The organism is Methylobacterium sp. E-005 (assembly GCF_022829725.1).
GTDB lineage: Bacteria > Pseudomonadota > Alphaproteobacteria > Rhizobiales > Beijerinckiaceae > Methylobacterium.
Window position 1 is genome coordinate 1 of the sequence record NZ_JAKSYG010000124.1, and the last position, 18,013, is coordinate 18,013.

An 18,013-nucleotide genomic window follows, 5' to 3' on the forward strand; every position below is an offset into this window, starting at 1 on the left:
TCGGCTACCAGCCACCCGCGCCGGAGGTCGTCCTCTGGCCAACCGAACCGAGCGGATCAGTGCCGTCCGCTCGCCCTGCCATCGTCAGCCGACCGACGATGCACTAACTTCGAACTCGGGCCACCGAATGGGGGCAGGCCAACCAACCCGCTTCGCCCGGCCGCAGCTTGGACTGACGGGACCGATCCGGTCAGCACATCCGCGGCCAGCCTGCCCAAGGTCGCGGTGCTCGACAGGGCCACGCACTTCAAGCCCGTCCTCCCGAACGCAGCCCCAGCGGCATCGGCACCGGTTCCAGCGAACGCCAATGGGACGAAAGCCGCGCCCGTTCAGGCCGGCTCGCCGGACCTGATTGCCGTCGAGCCTCGGCCGGCCCCGGTCGGATTGCCGAAGCCAGCGGCCGCCGCGACACCGAGCGTGCCTGCCGCCAGCGCTTCCCTGACGCAGCCGCCGCCGGCATCCGATCCAGCGGACACGGATGGCCGGGCGGCCGGCGCCGGACTGGAGAAGGCAGACGTCAGGGCCCTGTCCGATACCCGCGCCGTCACGGGAATTGCCCGCGCCGGCCTCGGCCTCGCCGGACGCCCCGAGGCCGGGGAGAGGCCCGGTCCGGACGGTTCGGCCCAGGCCGCGCCGGGTTTGCCGACCGACGCGCTGCCGACGATCGCAGCAGCCATCCGGGACGAGCTCGAGCGGGCGACCGCGCCCGACGCGACGGCCCGGGCGGCTCAGGCCGACCCGGCGATCCGGACCACCCCGGACGGGCCGCTGCGCGTCCTCAGGATCCAGCTCAAGCCGGAGGATCTCGGGACCGTCACGGTGGAGTTGCGGCTGACGAACGGCCAGCTCGAGACGCATCTGCGCGCCTCGCAACCCGACACGGCGGCCCTCCTGCACAGGGACGCGGCGATCCTCACCGACCTGTTGAAGAAGGCGAACTATCAGGCCGAGGTCACCGTCGGTCAGGCCCGCCCGTCCGATACGGGGGGCTTTTCCGGAGGCTCAGCCTCGCAGGGGCAGCCCGGCTTCTCCGACGGGGGCGCCCGACCGGGCCAGGGTGGAGACAGGCAACGGCAGGCGGAGCAGGGTCCGGCCGCCGGCAGACGGGAGGGAGAGCGGGGGGATGAAACGACACGTCCTCGCGACGGCGGCGTTTATCTGTAGCGCGGTCCCGGCCGCAGCGAATGTCTGCGAGGCCGAGATGGGCCGCGCCTCCGCGCGCTACGGCGTGCCGCTCGGCGTGCTCTACGCGGTCGGCCTGACCGAGACCGGCAAGCGCGGTTCGCTGCAACCCTATGCCATGAACATCGAGGGAACGGCCTATTTCGGGACCGGGCCGGGGGACGTGATCGCCCACTTCAAGGAGGCGCGCCGCAAGGGCGTGCGCCTGATCGATCTCGGCTGCATGCAGATCAACCACTATTACCATGGCGGGAAGTTCGGGTCGGTCGAGGCCATGATCGACCCCCACGCGAATGTCGAATACGCGACCCAGTTCCTCAAGGCGCTGAAGCAGCGGGAGGGCAGCTGGACGCTGGCGGTGGCGCGCTACCACGCCGGGCCGAACAACAACGCGGCCCAGAAGGTCTATATCTGTCGGGTGATGACCAACATGGTCGCGACGGGCTTCGGACAATGGACGCCGGCCGCGACTCGGTTCTGCCGATGATCTGGGTTTTGCGCGGAGCCTGCGAGGGGGAGGAGAGGGCGCTTGGCCCTTGTCTCGGTGCTCCCGCAAACACTTTAGGGCTGGGGCTCGACCTTTCGAAACCCCGTGCGCACCCGTCAAACAGGTTCTCACAGGCCCCGGCAGCTTCCGAAACTGACCTTGACCTCCGCGCGATCCTCGGGGTTCAGCTGCGCCTCGACGAAATTCAGCTTGGTGAGGTCGATCAACAGGAAGTAGACGCCGTTCTGGCACTTGACCGCGTTGCGCGGCGAACGCTCGTTCAGCCGCGGCGAGGCGGTCTGACACTCGTAATAGTCGGATCGTCCGGCGGAGATCACGGTCAGCAGCCCGCCGCTGGAGACCAGCGAGAAGGTGCGAGCCTTGCGCGGCTGCGGCTTCGTCCCTTCCGGCAGGAGAGGCGTGTCGAGGCCGACCGACGCCTCCTCCGTGCAGGTCAAGGGGCGACGCAGCTGGGCCGCCGAGGGTGCGAGGCTCAGCAGGAGAACCACACCAGCCAGCGCTACCCGATCGGCGATCATCGGTGGGACATCCGTGACTCGTGGGTAGTTTGTACTGGCACGCTAGGCCGTCGTCCCCCGGTGTAAATGCCGCACAACGGGAGAACGGGATTGATCAACAGTTTCCCGACGGCACTCGCGAGGACCAATTCGGTCTCGGGCCATCAATGTGAGGTCTCGCGCGGCAACCGGCCCAATTCGATGCCTCCAGCCGCAGCGCTTGCCGCCGGTTGCTTCAATCCTCGGTCGCGTCGGGATTGTCGTTGGCGGCACGGTCGCTATCGTCTCGCGCAGCGATCTCCAGCCCGATCTCCATCAGCAGCAGCCGCGACAGGAACTGCATCGCCGGCGTACCATGGGAGCAGATCAACTGATGGGTGCGGATGGCGGCTCTCACGGTTCGGTCAAAACCGGCGTCGTCTGGCATCGCCACGCCATACCTTGATCGCCCGACGAAATACAACCTCAAGGCTATGCTCGACCCCGACATCTCCCTTAGAAACCGAGGCGCGCCGGCGGACGCGGCGTTGCGGGACGGGGCGGATGACGGTCCGAACCCGACCGCCGGGGCTGCCTTCGGAGCGCTACGGCTTGATCGCCATCGGGGCGGCCGCGAAGGTCGGGATCGACGTGGGCACCGCTGGTTCGGACGTTGTCCCGGACTTGGCCGCGCGGGCGTCACGCTTCTCGTAGAAGGCATTGCCGCCGGCGACAGCGACGTAGTGCATGTTGGTGTAGGGGTAGTGCCGTCCCGCGGTGTGGAAGTACATCGCCTTGCCGACCTGTGGGTGGCGCTCGCCCGCCAGAACGGCGTCGGCGGCGTCGGCGACCTTCTGCAAGTCCTTGTCCTGCATCGGCTTGGTCAGGACGCCCGGAGCGAACTGCCCCGGCTGGCCGACCACAGCGCAGATGCCGCCGGGGAAAATCGCGTTCTCCAGCCGGTTCATCACCACGGTGCCGACCGCGATCAGCCCGCCCTCGTCGCTCCGGTTCGATTCGAAATACATGGCGCGGCCCAGGCAATCCCGTTCGGCATCACTGACCGCGATCGGCGTGGCGTGGCCGGGGATCGATCCCGTCGTGAGCACCGGGCCGGAGGTGTTGCACGCACCCAGGCCGCAAGCCGCGACCGCCGCCATCAGAACAGAACCGATTCTTGTCCGCTCGCAACCCTGCATGCAGGTGTGCTCCGTGCTGTTTCAGACATGTCCCGCCGCGACAGGATGCCCGGCAAGCGTGACGGTACGTTCGCGGCGAGGATGTGGCAGACGGGCTCGCCCGGTCATCCGGAGGCGGACCACTGGACGACCGACCTAGGGGCGGACAACCAGCCCGGGTGTGTTGACGCCGCTACCGCGTCCGGAGGATGGTAACCGCGACGGTTCCCCTCGGGGATCAAAAGGGAACGCGGTGAGGGCTTCGTCCCGAAGCCGCGGCTGCCCCCGCAACTGTGAGCGGTAAGTCCTCTCGTCACCACGTCACTGGGCGGCCTCGCCCGGGAAGACGACGGGAGGGCGGCGACCCGCGAGCCAGGAGACCTGCCGTCTGCCGTGGTCACACGCGAGGTCCATCGGGCGGGGTGTTCCGGGGGATGCCAAGACGGCCGCTGCGGCGGCCGGCGCGGCCTCGTTCGCGGTGACGTGCCACTGCCGCCGCCCGAGGTCCCCGTGTCCCGTCAACCTGCGCGCATCGCGCCGCCCCTCCTCGCCCTTATCCTATCGGCAGCCCCGATCGCGTCCGCCCCGGCCCAGGAGCGGGCGGGACCCGATCCCGCCGAGGCGAGACTCGACGCGATCTCCGTGACCGCCGAAGGCGCCGCGCCGGTCCCGGCCATCGGTCCGGCCGCGAGCGCCGGCTATGTCGGGGGCGTCACCGGCATCGGCGGTCCGCTCCTCACCGTGGATGCGGCCAGCGCCGGGATCATCACCGGGGCGCAGATCAACAGCCGGCCGGTGACCCGCCCCGGCGAGGTGCTGGAGGCGGTGCCGGGCCTGATCATGACCCAGCACAGCGGGGAGGGGAAGGCCAACCAGTTCTTCCTGCGCGGCTTCAACCTCGACCACGGCACCGACATCGCCCTGTTCCTCGACGGCATGCCGCTCAACATGCGCACCCACGCCCACGGCCAAGGCTATGCCGACATCAATTTCCTGATCCCCGAACTCGTCGGCGCGGTGGAGTTCCACAAGGGGCCGTACTTCGTGCGCGACGGCGACTTCGCCTCTGCGGGCTCGGTGCGGATCGACTACCTCGACACCGTCCGGCAGAATCTCGCGCTGACCTCGATCGGGTCGTTCGGCTACAAGCGCGCGCTGAGCATCGCCTCCGCGCCGCTGGCCGAGGGCAACCTTCTGGTGGCCGCCGACGCACAGGTCTATGACGGGCCCTGGACCGTGCCGGATGCGCTGCGCAAGATCAGCACGGTGGCCCGCTACAGCCAGGGCACGGCACTGGACGGGTTCTCGGTCACCGGCATGGCCTACGCGGCCCGCTGGACCGCCACCAACCAGATCCCCGAACGCGCCGTCGTCTCCGGGCTGATCGGCCGCTACGGCACGCTCAACCCGACCGATGGCGGTGACACCGCGCGGTTCTCCCTGTCGGGCCGGTTCAGCGCGACGGACGAGACCGGCATCACCCGGGCCTCGGCCTACGTGATCCGCTCGCAGCTCAACCTGTTCAACGACTTCACGTCTTTTCTGAACGATCCGGTCAGCGGCGACCAGTTCCACCAGCTCGACCAGCGGATCATCGGCGGCGGCGAGGCGCTGCACATTTTCCAGGGCGACCTGTTCGGTTTGCCGATGGAGACCGAGATCGGCGTGCAGACCCGCACCGATTCGATCCGCGTCGGCCTGTTCAACACGACCAACCGGCAATACCGCTCCGGCGTGCTCGACGACCGGGTGCTGGAGACGAGCGGGGCGTTCTATATCGACAACCGGGTGCGCTGGACCGACTGGCTGCGCACCAGCCTCGGCGTCCGGGCGGATGGCTACTCCGCAAGCGTCGTCTCGGACAATCCGGCCAATTCCGGCCGTGCGCGCGACGGGATCGTCAACCCGAAGCTCGGCCTGACGCTGGGGCCGTGGTTCGACACTGAACTCTACGTCAATTACGGCGGCGGCTTCCACTCGAACGATGTGCGCGGGGTGACCGCCAGGGTCGATCCGACATCCGCGCTGTTCAACACGACCCGCTCGCCGTTCCTCGTCCCCTAGACGGGCTACGAGATCGGCCTGCGCAACCGCTCGATCGCGGGGCTCGAGACGAGCCTCGCTCTGTTCCGGCTCGACTTCGCCTCCGAGAACCTGTTCCAGGGCGATACCGGCACGACGGAGCCGAGCCGTCCGACCCGGCGCTTCGGCGTGGAATGGACGAACCGCTACGCGCTGACGCCCGTCCTGTCGCTGGAGGGGGATCTCACGATCACCAATGCCCGCTTCTCGGATGACGACCCGGTGGGCAACCGCGTGCCGGAGGCGCCCACCACCATCGCGTCGGCGGGCGTCACCTTCGGCGAGCCGCTGGGCTGGTTCGGAAGCCTGCGCGTCCGCTATTTCGGCCCGCGCCCGCTGATCGAGGACAATTCGATCCGCTCCCGGGCGACCGCGCTGGTCAACGGCCGGGTGGGCTACGCCTTCGAGAACGGCGTCAGCATCTCGCTCGACGTGCTGAATCTGACCAACAGCAAGTCCGACCAGATCACCTACGCGTATGTCTCCCGGCTGCCCGGCGAGCCGGCGGAGGGGCTGATCGATCGGGTGTTCCATCCGGTGGAGCCCACCGCCGTGCGGCTCACCATCGCCGGACGGTTCTAGAGCCGTGCCCGATCGTGGCGCGACCGGGGCCAGCGTCAAGAACCTCTCAGGGCAGGACTTACGCCGGTCCGCCTCGTCAGCCGCGTCATTCCACCCGGTACAAGGCGACTTGCCCGATCCCTTCGAGGCCGATCTTCCGGGCGCTCGCGCGCGATAGATCGATGGCGTAGTTCCGCTTCCTCTTGGTGTGTTCGTTCGTACGGTCGGTGATTTTGACAATCACCGACCGGCCATTGGATTGATTGACGACCTTGACCAATGTGCCGAACGGCAGGGCGTGATGCGCGGCCGTGAGCTTGTTGGGGTTATAGATCTCACCGCGCGCAGTCTTCCCCTGGTGCTGATACCAGCTGGCCCGTCCGCTCCCGATCAGCTTGGCTCTGCCGACATCCGCGCGCTGCCCGACGGTCGATCCGGGCCGGGGTGACGTGTCCGCGACGGCTGCGGCTGACCCTGACGCGTCAGACGACGAAGCGTCAGACCTTGAAGCATCCTGGCCGGGCTGAACGGCAGAGCGGCCAGCCGGCGCCGGGGCAGCGTCCACCGTCCGGCCGGAATTGCCCGTCATGTCGGCCGGCTCATGGCTGAGCGTGGGCTCCGCGGTCGGCCGGGACGGATCCGATGACGCGGCTTCAGCGTGGCCGACCCCATCGGATGGCGGTGCAAGCGGTGGCAGCTTCGACGTGAACCGGCGATACGTGAACACCGGCGCTTCGCGCTTCAGGCTGCCTGTCCGATCGGCGGTAACCTGGCCTTGCGTCTCCGCCGCCTCAGCCCTGCCAGTCCCGAGGCCCGGCACAAGAGCTGCAGAGAGGCCGAGCAGCGCGCGAGCCATCCGATACCGTTTTGGGCCAGCGGACCCAATCATGGCGTTCACCGAAGATTATCCATACCCGTCGGGGTACATAAATCATTCCGGCCAACTCAGTTCCCGATGACTAATAAACGCGTTGATATTATAATTCTGAACTTCGATATCCTCCCGTACAGCCAAGCCTGATCCGTGTTTCTACGCAGATGCGGGGAGCCTTCGTGGCTCAATGCTGCCCCTGGCCGGCGGCCAGGATCGTGACGCCGACGGCGATCACCGCGATGCCCGCCAGCATCGTCGGGTTCACCGATTCGCCGTAGAGCCACGCCCCGCCGATCGCGGCGCCGATCATGCCGATCCCGGACCAGATCGCGTAGACGACGCCGATCGGCAGCACGTCCATGCTGGTCGACATCAGCCACAGCGCAGTCCCGTAACCGACCGCCACGATCAGCGTCGGGACGGGCCGGGTCAGGCCGTCGGCCGCCTTCAGCGCCAGGGTTGCGGTGACCTCTGCGCCGATGGCGAGCCCGAGGATCAGGAACGGATTCATGACGGGGTGAACTCTCTCACACGAGACGGCATCGTGAATGCGATGCGGGACGAGTGTAAAGATCGGCTGCGAATCGGACGTCCCAGGCAGACGAAACATCGAACACCCGCGGCAGATCTGCTTCGGTTCTCCGGCAGGGCTTGGCGGGTCGCCGCCGATACATCCTCGTGGACGCCATGACCATTCCCGAACCGGTGCCGTCGGCGCGAATCCTGGCCGAACCTTCGGCGGTCGGCGGCGTGGTACTTTCCTTAAGCCCTCCTGCCCATGGTGACGGCGCCCCGCCCGTCACGTCCCAGAGCGAACCAGACCCGACATGACCGCGCCCTCCGCGCTCCCGGACGATCCGGTTCGCCCGCGCAGGGGCCGCCACGCGCGCCGGCTGTCAGGCCGCCGGTGGGCCGCGATCGCGGCCGCCGGCACCGCCGCGATCGCGGGTTGTGCCTGGGCGGCCTGCGCGCTCCTGAACGTCCCGAACCCCGTCACCCTCGCGGCGCTCGCCGTGATCGAGCCGTCGTCGGTCGGCCCGTGGTTCCCGAGCCGGGCGGTGAAGGCCCCCGATCAGGCCCGGGACCTGCCGTACCGGCCGGGCCCGATCCTCGACCGGGTCCCCTGGAAGGGGCGGACCGTACCGCTCATGGACGTGCTGGCCGCCACCCACACCAACGCATTCCTGGTGGTGCACGACGGGGTGCTGCTCCACGAATGGCAGCGGCCCGGCACCGGGCCGGCGACGCTCTTCCCATCCTGGTCGGTGGCGAAATCGATCGTCTCGCTGCTGGTCGGCGCCGCAGTGGCCCGGGGCCAGCTCGCGGAAACGGACCGGGTCTCCGCCCTGCTGCCGGAGTTGAAGAACGCCGCGGTCTTCGGTCAGATCACCGTCCGCAACCTCCTCGACATGGCGAGCGGAATCGCCGTGCCGGAGAATTACGATCCCCGGCGCCCATTGACCGGCACGGCCGGAATGTACCTGACGCGGGACATCGCGGGCTTCGTGCGCGACCACGCACATCTCGCGTTCAAGCCCGGCAGCCAGGGCCGCTACCGCAGCATCGACACTGAACTCCTCGGCCTGATCCTCGCCCGGACCGAGGGCAAACCGCTGGCCGACATCCTCTCGGAGCGGATCTGGAAGCCGATGGGCGCCCAGGCCGACGCCACCTGGAACCTCGACCGGCCGGGGGGCGCCGAGAAGGCGTTCTGCTGCATCAACGCCACCGCCCGCGACTTCGCCCGCCTCGGGCTGCTCGTGGCCGACCAGGGCCGTGCGGGGGGCACCCGCATCATTCCGGCCCGCTGGATCGAGCGGATCATGACCCCGGCCAAGCGCGCGGTCGATGGCTGGCCGTACTCGGCCCAGTGGTGGCACGCCCCCGGGGGCGACGATGACGACATCTCGGCGATCGGCGTCTATGGGCAGTACGTCTACATCAACCGCCGGACCGGCACGGTGATCGTCAAGCTCAGCGACCACGGGGCCGAGGAGGACGAGATCGATACGCTCGCGGTGATGCAGGCCATCGCGGCCGATCTTGCGGCGGGGCAGGGGCGCTGAGCGGCCCGGATCCGGCCCCCCCTTTCCGGACGCCTGCAACGCAGGGGACGGTGATCCGGGAACCAGCAACGAAGCGCTGCGAAGCGGCACCGGACGGATATGGAGGCTTCGCGCTGGATCCGGGATCCGTTTCCCCTGTCGCTCCCTACGCCCGGGAGAGCGACAGGCTGATATGGGTCAGTTCGCCCCGCAAGCCCCTCGGAAGCCGAGACCGCTCCCGCCAAAACGACGCTCCGCCGATCAGGCCTCGGTTGCCCCGGCATCCGGCAGGGTCGGGCGCCCGGTGATCTGATGAAGCCGGGCGAGGGACCGCGCCCGCCAATTGCGGACGAGCCGCCAGCCGACGCGCCGCCACGCGATGGTGGGCACGGGCGAGGCGGGGTCGATGAGGGCGCTGAGCGCCCGCGCGTAATCGAGCACGAGGCCCGGGGTCCAGGTCATCGACCGGGCGCCGGTCCGCAGCAGGGCGGCCGCCCAGAATTCCGGGGTGGTCAGCGCCGTGGCAAGCTGCCGCCAGGGATGGCCACCGCGGCTGAACGCGCCCTCGACCGCGATGTCCAGCGCCCGGGCCGCCGTGGTCGAGCAGTTGCGGCTGATGAAGTTGTAGGTCGTGTCCCGGCGATAATCCGCCCAGTATGCCCGGAGGCGGGCAGCGTCGACGCCGTTCAGGGTGACGGCGACGGTGGGCGGACACCAATCGGCCACCTCCGCCTCATGGGAGGGCAGGAAGCGCCCGGGCACGTCGTTCTCGGGGCCGGCGCGTAGGCTCGACCACAGATTGGTGGGCGATCGGTCGATCTCTACCGCGGGATAGTGGCTGATATAGAGGTCGTCCCCCTGGCCCAGGGCCGCGTGGCCCGTTGAGTATCGGCCGGACTGATCGACGGAGGCGACGTAGCGCCGAATCAGCCGCTGGCTGGCCGGGGTGGTCGCCTGCCCGGTCGGCGTCCAGACATAGACCGTCAGGCTGTCGGGCTCGGCCGCGGAGGGCTCCGGCGCGGCGCGGCGCAGATGCCGCGCCCGGAGGCCGATCAGGGCCAAGTTGGCGCCGCTCAGGATCAGGAACATTCCGATGCAGTAGCCGACCGTGCCGGCATACCACGTCGGCCACGGCTGGAGGTGGAACAGGCCGAAGGCGATGCTGAGCGCGCCCAGGGCCACCGAGATCCGCCAGCCGGCGAATTTCAGGAGACCTGCGATCGTGACCCGAACCAGGCCGTCCACCGTGAAGGCGACGCCGAAGATCATGGCGAGCAGGAAGTTGCTGTGCCGTGTGGCCATCAGGATCAGGACGGCCATGAGGGTCAGGAGCACGCCCTGGAACAGGCGCATCCGGCGCGCGGTCCCGGTGACGGACGCGCCGACCGCGAACGAGATCAGGCCGTCGATCAGGAGGATCACGCCGAACCACCGGTCCGGGACATGAAGCGCCCCGTCGAGGGAATCCACCGCCACGACAATGCCGGCGAGCGCCCAGAGGAGGCCAACCGACAGGAGGAGGCGCCAGTGCCGGCCCACCTCCGCGCGTCCCACGAGCAGCAGCCAGAGGGGTGCCATCCGGCCGCCGACCGGATCCGCGGCCCCGGACTCGGCCAGCGCCGAAGGGGAGCGCGGAGAGGTCGAACAGGGTCCGGACATACGCAGTCGCCCTCTCAGGTGCGCGATGAAGCATCACTCGCACAGACGCGACCGGTCCGAAATAGCCGGACGCGGAACGGAACGACGAGCGGACGTTTCGCAAGATTCTCGCGATGCAACTTCCACAGAGACGCTGAGGGCTTCCTTAATGTCATCTGGGAATTGGACCCAGCGCGCGGTTCACGCAGAGATAGTCTTTACGATATCTGAAGGGCCGCTGCGCCGTCGGACCCGAACCGGACAGACATCGTCGCATGCCCGCCCGCGGCCTGAGCCATCCGCGATCGCGTCGCAATCGGCTGCGGCTCCACGCCCTTGTCTCGCCGCGCCTTCCTGCGCCGAACCGATATGAAAATCGGCGCCAGAACGCTCCGACCGCGCGGACTTATCTCGGTCCGGCCGCGCTGCATGTCGCGAACCGGAGGGGGCACCGGCCCAGCGTCAAAGGCACTGAGCGAATAGTTTAGAACCGCTCCAGAAGCATGAACAATTGAAATCAGTCTGGCGCCGGCGTGAGCCACGCGGGCGGCCCGACCCGGTTGGCCGCGGCTCATCTCGTGACTGATTCGCGCGTTCACGTCCGATCATGAAATGCCCATTTGAAGTCCTCGTTCGCCCGATGCAATTCAATCGCGGGACGTGCGCAATATTTGTTGCGGCTTTTTCGAAGTCAACCTCATGTTGACAAGGACGAGCAGAATATGTTCATTGATTATCCTTAGATAAATCATAGACATTTAGCTCTGATTTTGTATCATTAGGTGCCAATGTTGGCATTTCAGAAGCAGTCAGGCGCGGAACGGACGGGGGAATTCCGATTGGGTCATCGGTTCTTCGTTCCACGACGGATTGTTTTGCTCTATTCCGCAGCTGGGGGACTCTCATGAACACCATCGACCTGTATGAAAAATCTTCAGATCTTAATACCGATCTGATCAAGTGCACGGCATCACTGGTCGCTGCTTACGTCTCGCGGAACGCCGTGGGCGCGGGGGAACTGCCGGCTCTGATCGATCAGGTCCATACGGCCATCACGGTCCTGCAGAACGGCACGTCGGGCTCCGGCTGGACCGGACCGAGCGCGGCACAGATCGAGGCGTCGATCCAGCATGACGGCCTGATCAGCTTCATCGACGGCCGGCCCTACAAGACCCTGAAGCGGCACCTCACCGCCCATGGCCTGACGCCCGAGCGCTACCGGGCCAAGTACGGCCTGCCGGCGGATTACCCGATGGTCGCTCCGGGCTACGCTGCCAAGCGGTCCGAGATCGCCAAGGCGATCCAGCTCGGCCATAAGGCGGCCTGAGGGCGGCCTGAAACCCGCGCGTTCGCGGCGCGACCGGCCAAGGGCTCGATCCAGCCGCCGGTCCGTCGAACGCAGGCGACGCGCGACCAGACCTCAGGGAATTGAAACATCCGGATTGCGCCTTGCCGGATTGCGCCTTGCCGACGGGGTACCCGGCAGGGCGTCCGCATCAAGGCATTCCGGTCAAGACAGCTCGACCGCTCCGCCATGCGGCCTGCACTGCCGGAGCGAGGATCGCCCCGGCACGGATCTGCAGCGGCCGGTCAGGCCCTGGCGACTGCGAGGGTTCCGTTGTCCAGGGCGAAGAAGCGCACACCCGCGCGGCGCAAGGCCTCGACGGCGTGAAGCCGCGAACGGCTGCCGCGATGCTCGCTGTCATCCTCCAGCCGCCGGACCGTCGAATGCGACAGGCCGCTCGCCTGAGCCAGATCCATCATCGACCAATCCAGCATGGCCCGCGCAGCGCGCAGGTGATGTCCGGTCACGGACTGTTCGAATCCGGGGCGCAGGGGCGCCGGCAGCAGCAGCCCGGCGCCGACCGGGTACTTGAGACCGCACCGCCCGAGATACACCCCATCGGGATCCCAAATCGGAAGCGTGATGATCCGGAAATACTCGAGCTCGCCATTGGCAAGGCTTTCGTGGACGGTTCCCTGATAGATTGTCTGCTGCTCGATATGTGCCTCGGCCATCGCCTGGTAGGCCGCGCGCTCCTCGGGCACGATCATGAGATAGGGATTGATGCAGATCTCCTCGAATGGCAGGCCATGGACCTGCGCCATCTCGAACGGCAGATCTCGGACGCGGTCGGGGCCTGTCCAGAAGGTGGCGATGTGCTTGGTCAGGTAGAGCGCCGCCCGGCGCTGTCGCTCGTGGTGCCGCGCCTGGGCCAGCAGCGCATGGTCGCTCACGTCGAGGGCCGTGCCGTTGACGGCCACGGGCCGCCCCTCGGCCGAGAAGCGCGCCTCCATCGTCAATGACAGGGTACGCTGCGTCCCGTTCGGACGAATTACCCGGACGATCGTCTCCCGTGGGACATTTCCCTCCCGGACATCCGCCAGGGTCGGGAGCCGGTTCCGGTCCTCCGGATGGACCAGGTTGAGCAGCAGATCGTAGCGTGCCTTCGTGGCATTGGGCACGAGACCGAGCAAACGGTAGAAGCCCGGTGACCAGATCTGCTCCCCACCCGTGAAGATCCAACTCCAGGCGCCGCTGACGCCTCGATTTTCCGTGATGGTCAGAAACTCCCCGGCCGATAAGGTCAGGGCACTTAAAGCCGAATGAAACATACCACGATGCCTGGATCGTTCGCGTGATCGCCAAACCGGGCTCTCATCGAATCAAGGACGAAACGACTGCGTGACAAAGACCCCGATTCCCATCAGGACTCGGGAACAGATCATGGAGGGGCATTCCATAGCGTCTGCCGGCGCGCATCTACGAAGAGGCCCGCGGCCAGAACCGAGACTGAACCCGGATCACCAAGACAGTTCCTACCCAACCATCGCCGCCCCATGGCCAATCCCCCATGCCGACATCGGTCGAGACCCATATCGACCAAGAACCGATCACATAACTCAGACCAATGTCTTTATAACACCGGAGATCCCCCTACGCGAAACATATTCAAAATTCTTTTGCGATGCACGAAGCATCGATGACGAGGCGGAATTTAACACTACTGCATGCCTGCAAAAATCCCGGCATTTTATACGAAATCCGACTCCATCAAATTTTATATCTGATGTACTGGTATTCATTGCTCCAGCGGACGGTCTATATATTGTCATCGCTGTGGCGATCGCTCGATTGACAGGCCGGATCGGAGGATGGGCAAGGGATGGACGAGCGAGGAGCATCCGTATGAGCGTCGCCTGCATCGGCGAGTGTATGGTCGAATTGTCTGAGCAGTCGGATGGGGGCCTCACCCGGGGCTTCGGCGGCGACACGCTGAACACTGCGCTCTACCTCGCCCGCCTCGGCGTCGCGGTCGACTTCGTGACGGCGCTGGGCGACGACGTCTGGAGCGACGAGATGGCGGCGGCCTGGGCTCGCGAGGGAATCGGTCTCGGTCAGGTCCGGCGTCTGCCCGGCCGGATGCCGGACCTCTACATCATCCGCACCGACGCGGCCGGCGAGCGCAGCTTCCACTACTGGCGCGACCAGGCCGCGGCCCGGGACCTGTTCGCCGAGCCGGGCGCGGCCGAAACCCGGGCGGCGCTGGCGACCTACGACCTCGTCTACGTATCCGGCATCAGCCTCTCGCTCTATGGCGAGACCGGCCGCGCAGCCCTGTTCGAGACCTTGGCGGCCCTGCGAGCCCGGGGCGGGCGCGTCGCCTTCGACACCAATTACCGGCCCCGGGGCTGGCCCGTCTGGGAGGTCGCCCAGGCCGCGTTCCGGGAGGCCCTGGCGCAGGCCGACCTGATCTTCGCCTCGGCGGAGGATCTGGACTGGCTGTTCGGCATGGCGGGCGAGGGCGAGGTGCTGCGCCACCGGGGGCGGGCCGAGATCGTGCTCAAGGCCCTGAGCGGCCGCGCGCCCGTCGCCCGGGTGCTGCACGGGACGTCCGACACGGTGGTGCCGGCCCAGCCGGTCGCCCGGGTCGTCGATACGACGGCCGCGGGCGACAGCTTCGCGGCGGGCTATCTCGCGGCCCGCCTCGCCGGGCTGGATCCGGAGGTGGCTGCGGTGCGGGGGCATCGCCTCGCCGGCACCGTGATCGGGTATCGCGGCGCCGTGATTCCCCGGGACGCGATGCCGGCCCTCGATCGTCCCGGAGCGCGCGACTGACGGCGGCGGACGGCCCCCGTGCGGACCGCCCGCCCTTGAGACCGGCAAGCGCAGCCGCTACCTGTGCCAGCGGGGGACGACCCCCGCAGCAGGATCGCCGCGACTCGTGCGGCCGAGAGGGCAGCCGTGGCGCCGAGTCCATCGCCGATCCAGGTTCCCGAGCCCGACGCCCCCGGGCCTGGGGGCGCCACGCCCAACAGCGCCACGCCCAAGACCCGGGTCAGCGCCCGGGGCCGCCTGCGCACCTACTTCCTCACCGGCGTCATCGTGGCCGGGCCGCTGGCGATCACCGCCTACATCACGTGGTGGTTCATCGCGCTGATCGATTCCTTCGTGAAGCCCCTGGTGCCGGCAAGCTACCTGCCGGACCATTACCTGCCGTTCTCGATCCCCGGCCTTGGCCTCGTCATCGCGTTTCTGGCGGTGACGCTGCTCGGCTTCCTCACCGCCAACCTCGTGGGCCGCTCGGTGATCGAGTTCGGCGAGGTGCTGCTGGCCCGGACCCCGGTGATTTCCGGCCTCTACAAGGGCCTGCGGCAGATCTTCGAGACTCTGTTCTCCGCCAACGGCACCTCGTTCCGGACGGTCGGGCTGGTGGAATTCCCCGTGAAGGGGACATGGTCGGTGGTGTTCCTGTCGGCCCCCGCCGCGCCCGAGGTCGAGGGCGCGCTCCGGGCCCGGGGCGCCGCCGCGGACGAGATGGTCGGGGTGTTCCTGCCCTGCGCCCCCAACCCGACGACGGGGTTCTTCTTCTACCTGCCCCGGTCCGAGGTGGTGGAACTGGCGATCAGCGTCGATGATGCCGCCAAGCTGGTGATGTCGGCCGGCGTGATCCAGCCGGAGGACCCGCAGGGCCGGCTCAACGCCATGTCGGCCTCCCTGCGGGCCGCGCACCACGCGGGCACGGCCACGCAGCGGGAACCGCAGGACGCCTGACGACGATCCCGGGTTTTCAAAGGGCTAAGAGCCCTTTGGCGGGTGCTCAGGGCAGAGCCCTGAGATCAGGCGACGCCCGACACCGGACGACGTCCGTCACCGGGGCTCTGTCCTGGACCGGCGAAGGATCTCGACCTTTCGAAACCAGGACGGGAGTTCCCGGAACGCCGAGCGAGGATCAGCCGGCTATCGCCAACCAGACGCCGAGCAGCGCCAGGACGAGCCCGCTCTGGAGCCAGCAGGCCGCTCGGTAGAGGACCAACGCCCGGGCGATATCGTCGGCCGTGGCTTCGGCCCGGCCCTCACCCATATGGGCGTCGGGCACGAGGATGCCGTCATAGACCCGCGGCCCGGCGAGCTTCAGGCCGAGCGCCCCCGCCATGGCGGATTCCGGCCAGCCGGCATTGGGCGAGCGGTGATGGCGGGCATCCCGGGCCATCGCCCGGACGGCACCGCGTGCATCGGCGCCACGCAGGAGCGCCGCCCCCGCGATCAGCAGGCCGGCGAGGCGGGAGGCCGGCAGGTTCACGCCATCGTCGAGCCGGGCCGCCGCCCAGCCGAAGGCCGCGTAGCGGGGCGTGCGGTGGCCGATCATGCTGTCGGCGGTATTGATCGCCTTGTAGAGCGCGCCGCCCGGCAGGCCCAGGCAGCCGATCCAGAAGGCCGGCGCCACGATCCCGTCGGAAAAGTTCTCCGCCAGGCTCTCGATGGCGGCGCGGCAGATGGCGGGCTCGTCGAGGCGCTCGGGGTCGCGTCCGACGATCATCGCCACGGCCCGGCGCCCGGCCTCCAGGCCGCCGCTGCGCAGGGCAGCCTCCACCGCAGCGACATGGTCGTGCAGGCTGCGCTGCGCCGGCAGGCTCGCGCAGGCGAGAGCCAGGAGGATCGGGGCGATGAGGGGGCCGGCGAGGCCGGCGAGCGCCGTCAGGGCGAACGCCGTCAGACCGACCGCAACGAGCAGCAGCGCCAAAGCGAGGCAGCCCGCGAGCCGGCGGCGAAGCGCGGAGCCGCGGTTCAGGCCGCGCTCCAGGGCGGCGATCAGCCGGCCGATCCAGGTGACAGGGTGGCCGACCGCCCTGTAGAGCGAGTCCGGATAGCCGGCCACAGCCTCGATCCCGAGGGCGAGGGCCAGCACGGCGAGCGTTTCGGGCGGATGGACCATTCGGTGTGGCGTTTTTCCGCGCGGGAGCCCGCCGCGATCGCCCATGGCGGCGATCTCGGAAGCCTCCGAAGAGCCTTTCCCGACGCGCCAAACCCCTGGCTTGACCTCTCGACGGGGATCAACCCGATCCCGTATCCCGTGCCGCCCGTGGAGGCCAGCGCCTGGACGCGGCTGCCCGAAGCCGCCGAGGTTCAAGCCCTGCGTGTCGCCGCCGCTTCGGCCTACGGTGCGCCGAGTGGCGCCCATATCGTGCCCGCCCCCGGAACCCAGATCCTGATCGAGACCCTGCCCCGGCTCCTGGCGCCGACCCGCGTCGCGGTCCTGGGCCCGACCTATGCCGAGCACGCGGCCGCCTGGACCCGGGCCGGGCACGCGGTCGCGGAGGTCCCGAGTCTCGACGCGATCGGCGACGCCGGGGTGGTGGTGATCGTCGACCCCAACAATCCGGACGGGCGGACGTTTTCGCGGGCCGAGCGCCGCGGGCTGGCCGCAACGCTCGAAACCCGCGGCGGCCTGCTGGTCGCCGACGAGGCCTTCGCGGATCTCGAACCGGTGGAGAGCCTGTGCCCGCATGTCGGGCCGGGGCTGGTGGTGCTGCGCTCCTTCGGCAAGACCTATGGTCTCGCCGGCCTGCGCCTCGGCTTCGCGGTCGCCGAGCCCGGAATTGCGGCCCGGATGGCGGAGGCCCTGGGGCCCTGGGCGGTGTCGGGGCCGGCCCTGGCGATCGGGACCGCTGCCCTGTCGGATTCAGCGTGGCGCGCGGAGACCGCCCGGGCGCGGGCGGCGGATGCAGCCCGGCTCGACCGGATGATCGCCCGGGCCGGAGGGCGGGTCGTCGGCGGCACGTGCCTGTTCCGGACCGCGGACTTTTCGGATGGGCCGGGCCTCTACCGGCTGCTCGCGGCGGCGGGCATTGCCGTACGCCGCTTCACGGAGCGCCCGGACCGCCTGCGCTTCGGGCTGCCACCCGACAGGACGGGCTGGTGCCGGCTGTCGCGGGTGCTGACGTAGACGGAGCCCATCGCCGCACCCATCGGGGCGCCGTCCCGATCCGACGCCAAATGGCAATCTCCCAATCCCTTGAAATGCTTGAGCGGGCATCCGGAGACAACACGTCAAGCCGGTCCTGCACCGTTCCTTTCCAAGGCGCATGCAGCGCCAGCGGAATGCGACCCGAGACCCGGCATGAAAAGCGCCGCGCAAGCGGCTCAGGTTGAACCAGGAAGACGCTTCGCGACGTCATGTGCTGGG

Annotated in this window: 15 protein-coding genes, 1 pseudogene and 1 riboswitch; of the genes and pseudogenes, 8 read left to right on the forward strand and 8 right to left on the reverse strand. The window is 68.5% G+C overall.

All coding sequences use genetic code 11. From position 1 onward, the window contains the following. Window positions 1-417: 417 nt before the first annotated feature. Window positions 418-1,164 carry a flagellar hook-length control protein FliK gene (locus MKK88_RS14455; RefSeq protein WP_244000798.1) on the forward strand — a complete coding sequence of 249 codons (747 nt, stop codon included), beginning with the start codon at window positions 418-420 and terminating at the stop codon, window positions 1,162-1,164. Continuing rightward, window positions 1,124-1,669 (forward strand): transglycosylase SLT domain-containing protein, encoded by a 546-nt coding sequence (locus tag MKK88_RS14460; protein WP_244000800.1) that lies wholly within the window; start codon window positions 1,124-1,126, stop codon window positions 1,667-1,669. The genes MKK88_RS14455 and MKK88_RS14460 overlap by 41 nt, the downstream gene beginning before the upstream one ends. A 128-nt stretch (window positions 1,670-1,797) precedes the next feature. On the opposite strand, the gene MKK88_RS14465 is transcribed toward MKK88_RS14460, so the two are convergent. The 3 genes from MKK88_RS14465 to MKK88_RS14475 all read right to left on the reverse strand — a co-directional run bounded on the left by MKK88_RS14465 (window position 1,798) and on the right by MKK88_RS14475 (window position 3,326). Continuing rightward, window positions 1,798-2,208 (reverse strand): hypothetical protein, encoded by a 411-nt coding sequence (locus MKK88_RS14465; RefSeq protein WP_244000802.1) that lies wholly within the window; start codon window positions 2,206-2,208, stop codon window positions 1,798-1,800. Between the two features lie 214 nt (window positions 2,209-2,422). Beyond that, complete coding sequence (locus MKK88_RS14470; protein ID WP_244000804.1) at window positions 2,423-2,656, reverse strand: hypothetical protein; 234 nt, start codon at window positions 2,654-2,656, stop codon at window positions 2,423-2,425. A gap of 115 nt (window positions 2,657-2,771) precedes the next feature. After that, a complete protein-coding gene (locus MKK88_RS14475; RefSeq protein ID WP_409566666.1) occupies window positions 2,772-3,326 on the reverse strand; it encodes a cell wall hydrolase in 555 nt (184 codons plus the stop codon). 223 nt (window positions 3,327-3,549) lie between these two features. Continuing rightward, window positions 3,550-3,748: riboswitch (cobalamin riboswitch) on the forward strand. A gap of 232 nt (window positions 3,749-3,980) precedes the next feature. Here MKK88_RS14475 and MKK88_RS14480 point away from each other — a divergent pair. After that, window positions 3,981-6,008, forward strand: a pseudogene (locus MKK88_RS14480) (TonB-dependent receptor). An 85-nt stretch (window positions 6,009-6,093) separates the two neighbouring features. Here MKK88_RS14480 and MKK88_RS14485 read toward each other — a convergent pair. Both MKK88_RS14485 and MKK88_RS14490 read right to left on the reverse strand, forming a co-directional pair. Continuing rightward, window positions 6,094-6,876, reverse strand: a complete 783-nt coding sequence (locus MKK88_RS14485) for a septal ring lytic transglycosylase RlpA family protein (RefSeq protein WP_244000825.1) — start codon at window positions 6,874-6,876, stop codon at window positions 6,094-6,096. Window positions 6,877-7,045: 169 nt separating this feature from the next. Further along, window positions 7,046-7,372: a DMT family transporter gene (locus MKK88_RS14490; RefSeq protein WP_244000808.1), complete on the reverse strand. Its 327-nt coding sequence runs from the start codon at window positions 7,370-7,372 to the stop codon at window positions 7,046-7,048. A gap of 316 nt (window positions 7,373-7,688) precedes the next feature. On the opposite strand from MKK88_RS14490, the gene MKK88_RS14495 reads away from it, so the two are divergent. Next, entirely contained in the window at window positions 7,689-8,927 is a 1,239-nt protein-coding gene (locus MKK88_RS14495; RefSeq protein WP_244000810.1) for a serine hydrolase domain-containing protein, read from the forward strand. A 240-nt stretch (window positions 8,928-9,167) separates the two neighbouring features. Here the strand turns inward: MKK88_RS14495 and MKK88_RS14500 are convergent, their stop codons facing one another. After that, window positions 9,168-10,484: an HdeD family acid-resistance protein gene (locus MKK88_RS14500; protein WP_244000812.1), complete on the reverse strand. Its 1,317-nt coding sequence runs from the start codon at window positions 10,482-10,484 to the stop codon at window positions 9,168-9,170. 964 nt (window positions 10,485-11,448) lie between these two features. On the opposite strand from MKK88_RS14500, the gene MKK88_RS14505 reads away from it, so the two are divergent. Beyond that, complete coding sequence (locus tag MKK88_RS14505) at window positions 11,449-11,871, forward strand: MucR family transcriptional regulator (protein WP_244000814.1); 423 nt, start codon at window positions 11,449-11,451, stop codon at window positions 11,869-11,871. Between the two features lie 263 nt (window positions 11,872-12,134). Here MKK88_RS14505 and MKK88_RS14510 read toward each other — a convergent pair whose 3' ends face one another. Further along, window positions 12,135-13,160: a PAS domain-containing protein gene (locus MKK88_RS14510; protein WP_244000816.1), complete on the reverse strand. Its 1,026-nt coding sequence runs from the start codon at window positions 13,158-13,160 to the stop codon at window positions 12,135-12,137. Between the two features lie 574 nt (window positions 13,161-13,734). Here MKK88_RS14510 and MKK88_RS14515 point away from each other — a divergent pair. Next, entirely contained in the window at window positions 13,735-14,664 is a 930-nt protein-coding gene (locus tag MKK88_RS14515) for a sugar kinase (RefSeq protein WP_244000818.1), read from the forward strand. A 126-nt stretch (window positions 14,665-14,790) separates the two neighbouring features. Then, a complete protein-coding gene (locus tag MKK88_RS14520) occupies window positions 14,791-15,600 on the forward strand; it encodes a DUF502 domain-containing protein (protein WP_244000820.1) in 810 nt (269 codons plus the stop codon). 178 nt (window positions 15,601-15,778) lie between these two features. On the opposite strand, the gene cbiB is transcribed toward MKK88_RS14520, so the two are convergent. Next, entirely contained in the window at window positions 15,779-16,762 is a 984-nt protein-coding gene (gene cbiB / locus MKK88_RS14525) for an adenosylcobinamide-phosphate synthase CbiB (protein WP_244000821.1), read from the reverse strand. On the opposite strand from cbiB, the gene cobD reads away from it, so the two are divergent. Further along, on the forward strand, window positions 16,754-17,773 hold the full coding sequence (cobD, locus tag MKK88_RS14530; protein ID WP_244000823.1) for a threonine-phosphate decarboxylase CobD: 1,020 nt from the start codon (window positions 16,754-16,756) through the stop codon (window positions 17,771-17,773). The two genes, cbiB and cobD, sit on opposite strands and share 9 nt — an antisense overlap. The last annotated feature ends 240 nt before the right edge of the window (window positions 17,774-18,013 follow it).

What these genes read in the sequence shown, in the direction of transcription:
- MKK88_RS14460 (WP_244000800.1), top strand. Translation starts at nt 1,124, where the DNA reads ATGAAACGACACGTCCTCGCGACGGCGGCGTTTATCTGTAGCGCGGTC.
- MKK88_RS14465 (WP_244000802.1), bottom strand. Translation starts at nt 2,208, where the DNA reads ATGATCGCCGATCGGGTAGCGCTGGCTGGTGTGGTTCTCCTGCTGAGC.
- MKK88_RS14475 (WP_409566666.1), bottom strand. Translation starts at nt 3,326, where the DNA reads ATGGCGGCGGTCGCGGCTTGCGGCCTGGGTGCGTGCAACACCTCCGGC.
- MKK88_RS14485 (WP_244000825.1), bottom strand. Translation starts at nt 6,876, where the DNA reads ATGATTGGGTCCGCTGGCCCAAAACGGTATCGGATGGCTCGCGCGCTG.
- MKK88_RS14490 (WP_244000808.1), bottom strand. Translation starts at nt 7,372, where the DNA reads ATGAATCCGTTCCTGATCCTCGGGCTCGCCATCGGCGCAGAGGTCACC.
- MKK88_RS14495 (WP_244000810.1), top strand. Translation starts at nt 7,689, where the DNA reads ATGACCGCGCCCTCCGCGCTCCCGGACGATCCGGTTCGCCCGCGCAGG.
- MKK88_RS14500 (WP_244000812.1), bottom strand. Translation starts at nt 10,484, where the DNA reads ATGGCACCCCTCTGGCTGCTGCTCGTGGGACGCGCGGAGGTGGGCCGG.
- MKK88_RS14505 (WP_244000814.1), top strand. Translation starts at nt 11,449, where the DNA reads ATGAACACCATCGACCTGTATGAAAAATCTTCAGATCTTAATACCGAT.
- MKK88_RS14510 (WP_244000816.1), bottom strand. Translation starts at nt 13,160, where the DNA reads ATGTTTCATTCGGCTTTAAGTGCCCTGACCTTATCGGCCGGGGAGTTT.
- MKK88_RS14515 (WP_244000818.1), top strand. Translation starts at nt 13,735, where the DNA reads ATGAGCGTCGCCTGCATCGGCGAGTGTATGGTCGAATTGTCTGAGCAG.
- cobD (WP_244000823.1), top strand. Translation starts at nt 16,754, where the DNA reads ATGGACCATTCGGTGTGGCGTTTTTCCGCGCGGGAGCCCGCCGCGATC.
- cbiB (WP_244000821.1), bottom strand. Translation starts at nt 16,762, where the DNA reads ATGGTCCATCCGCCCGAAACGCTCGCCGTGCTGGCCCTCGCCCTCGGG.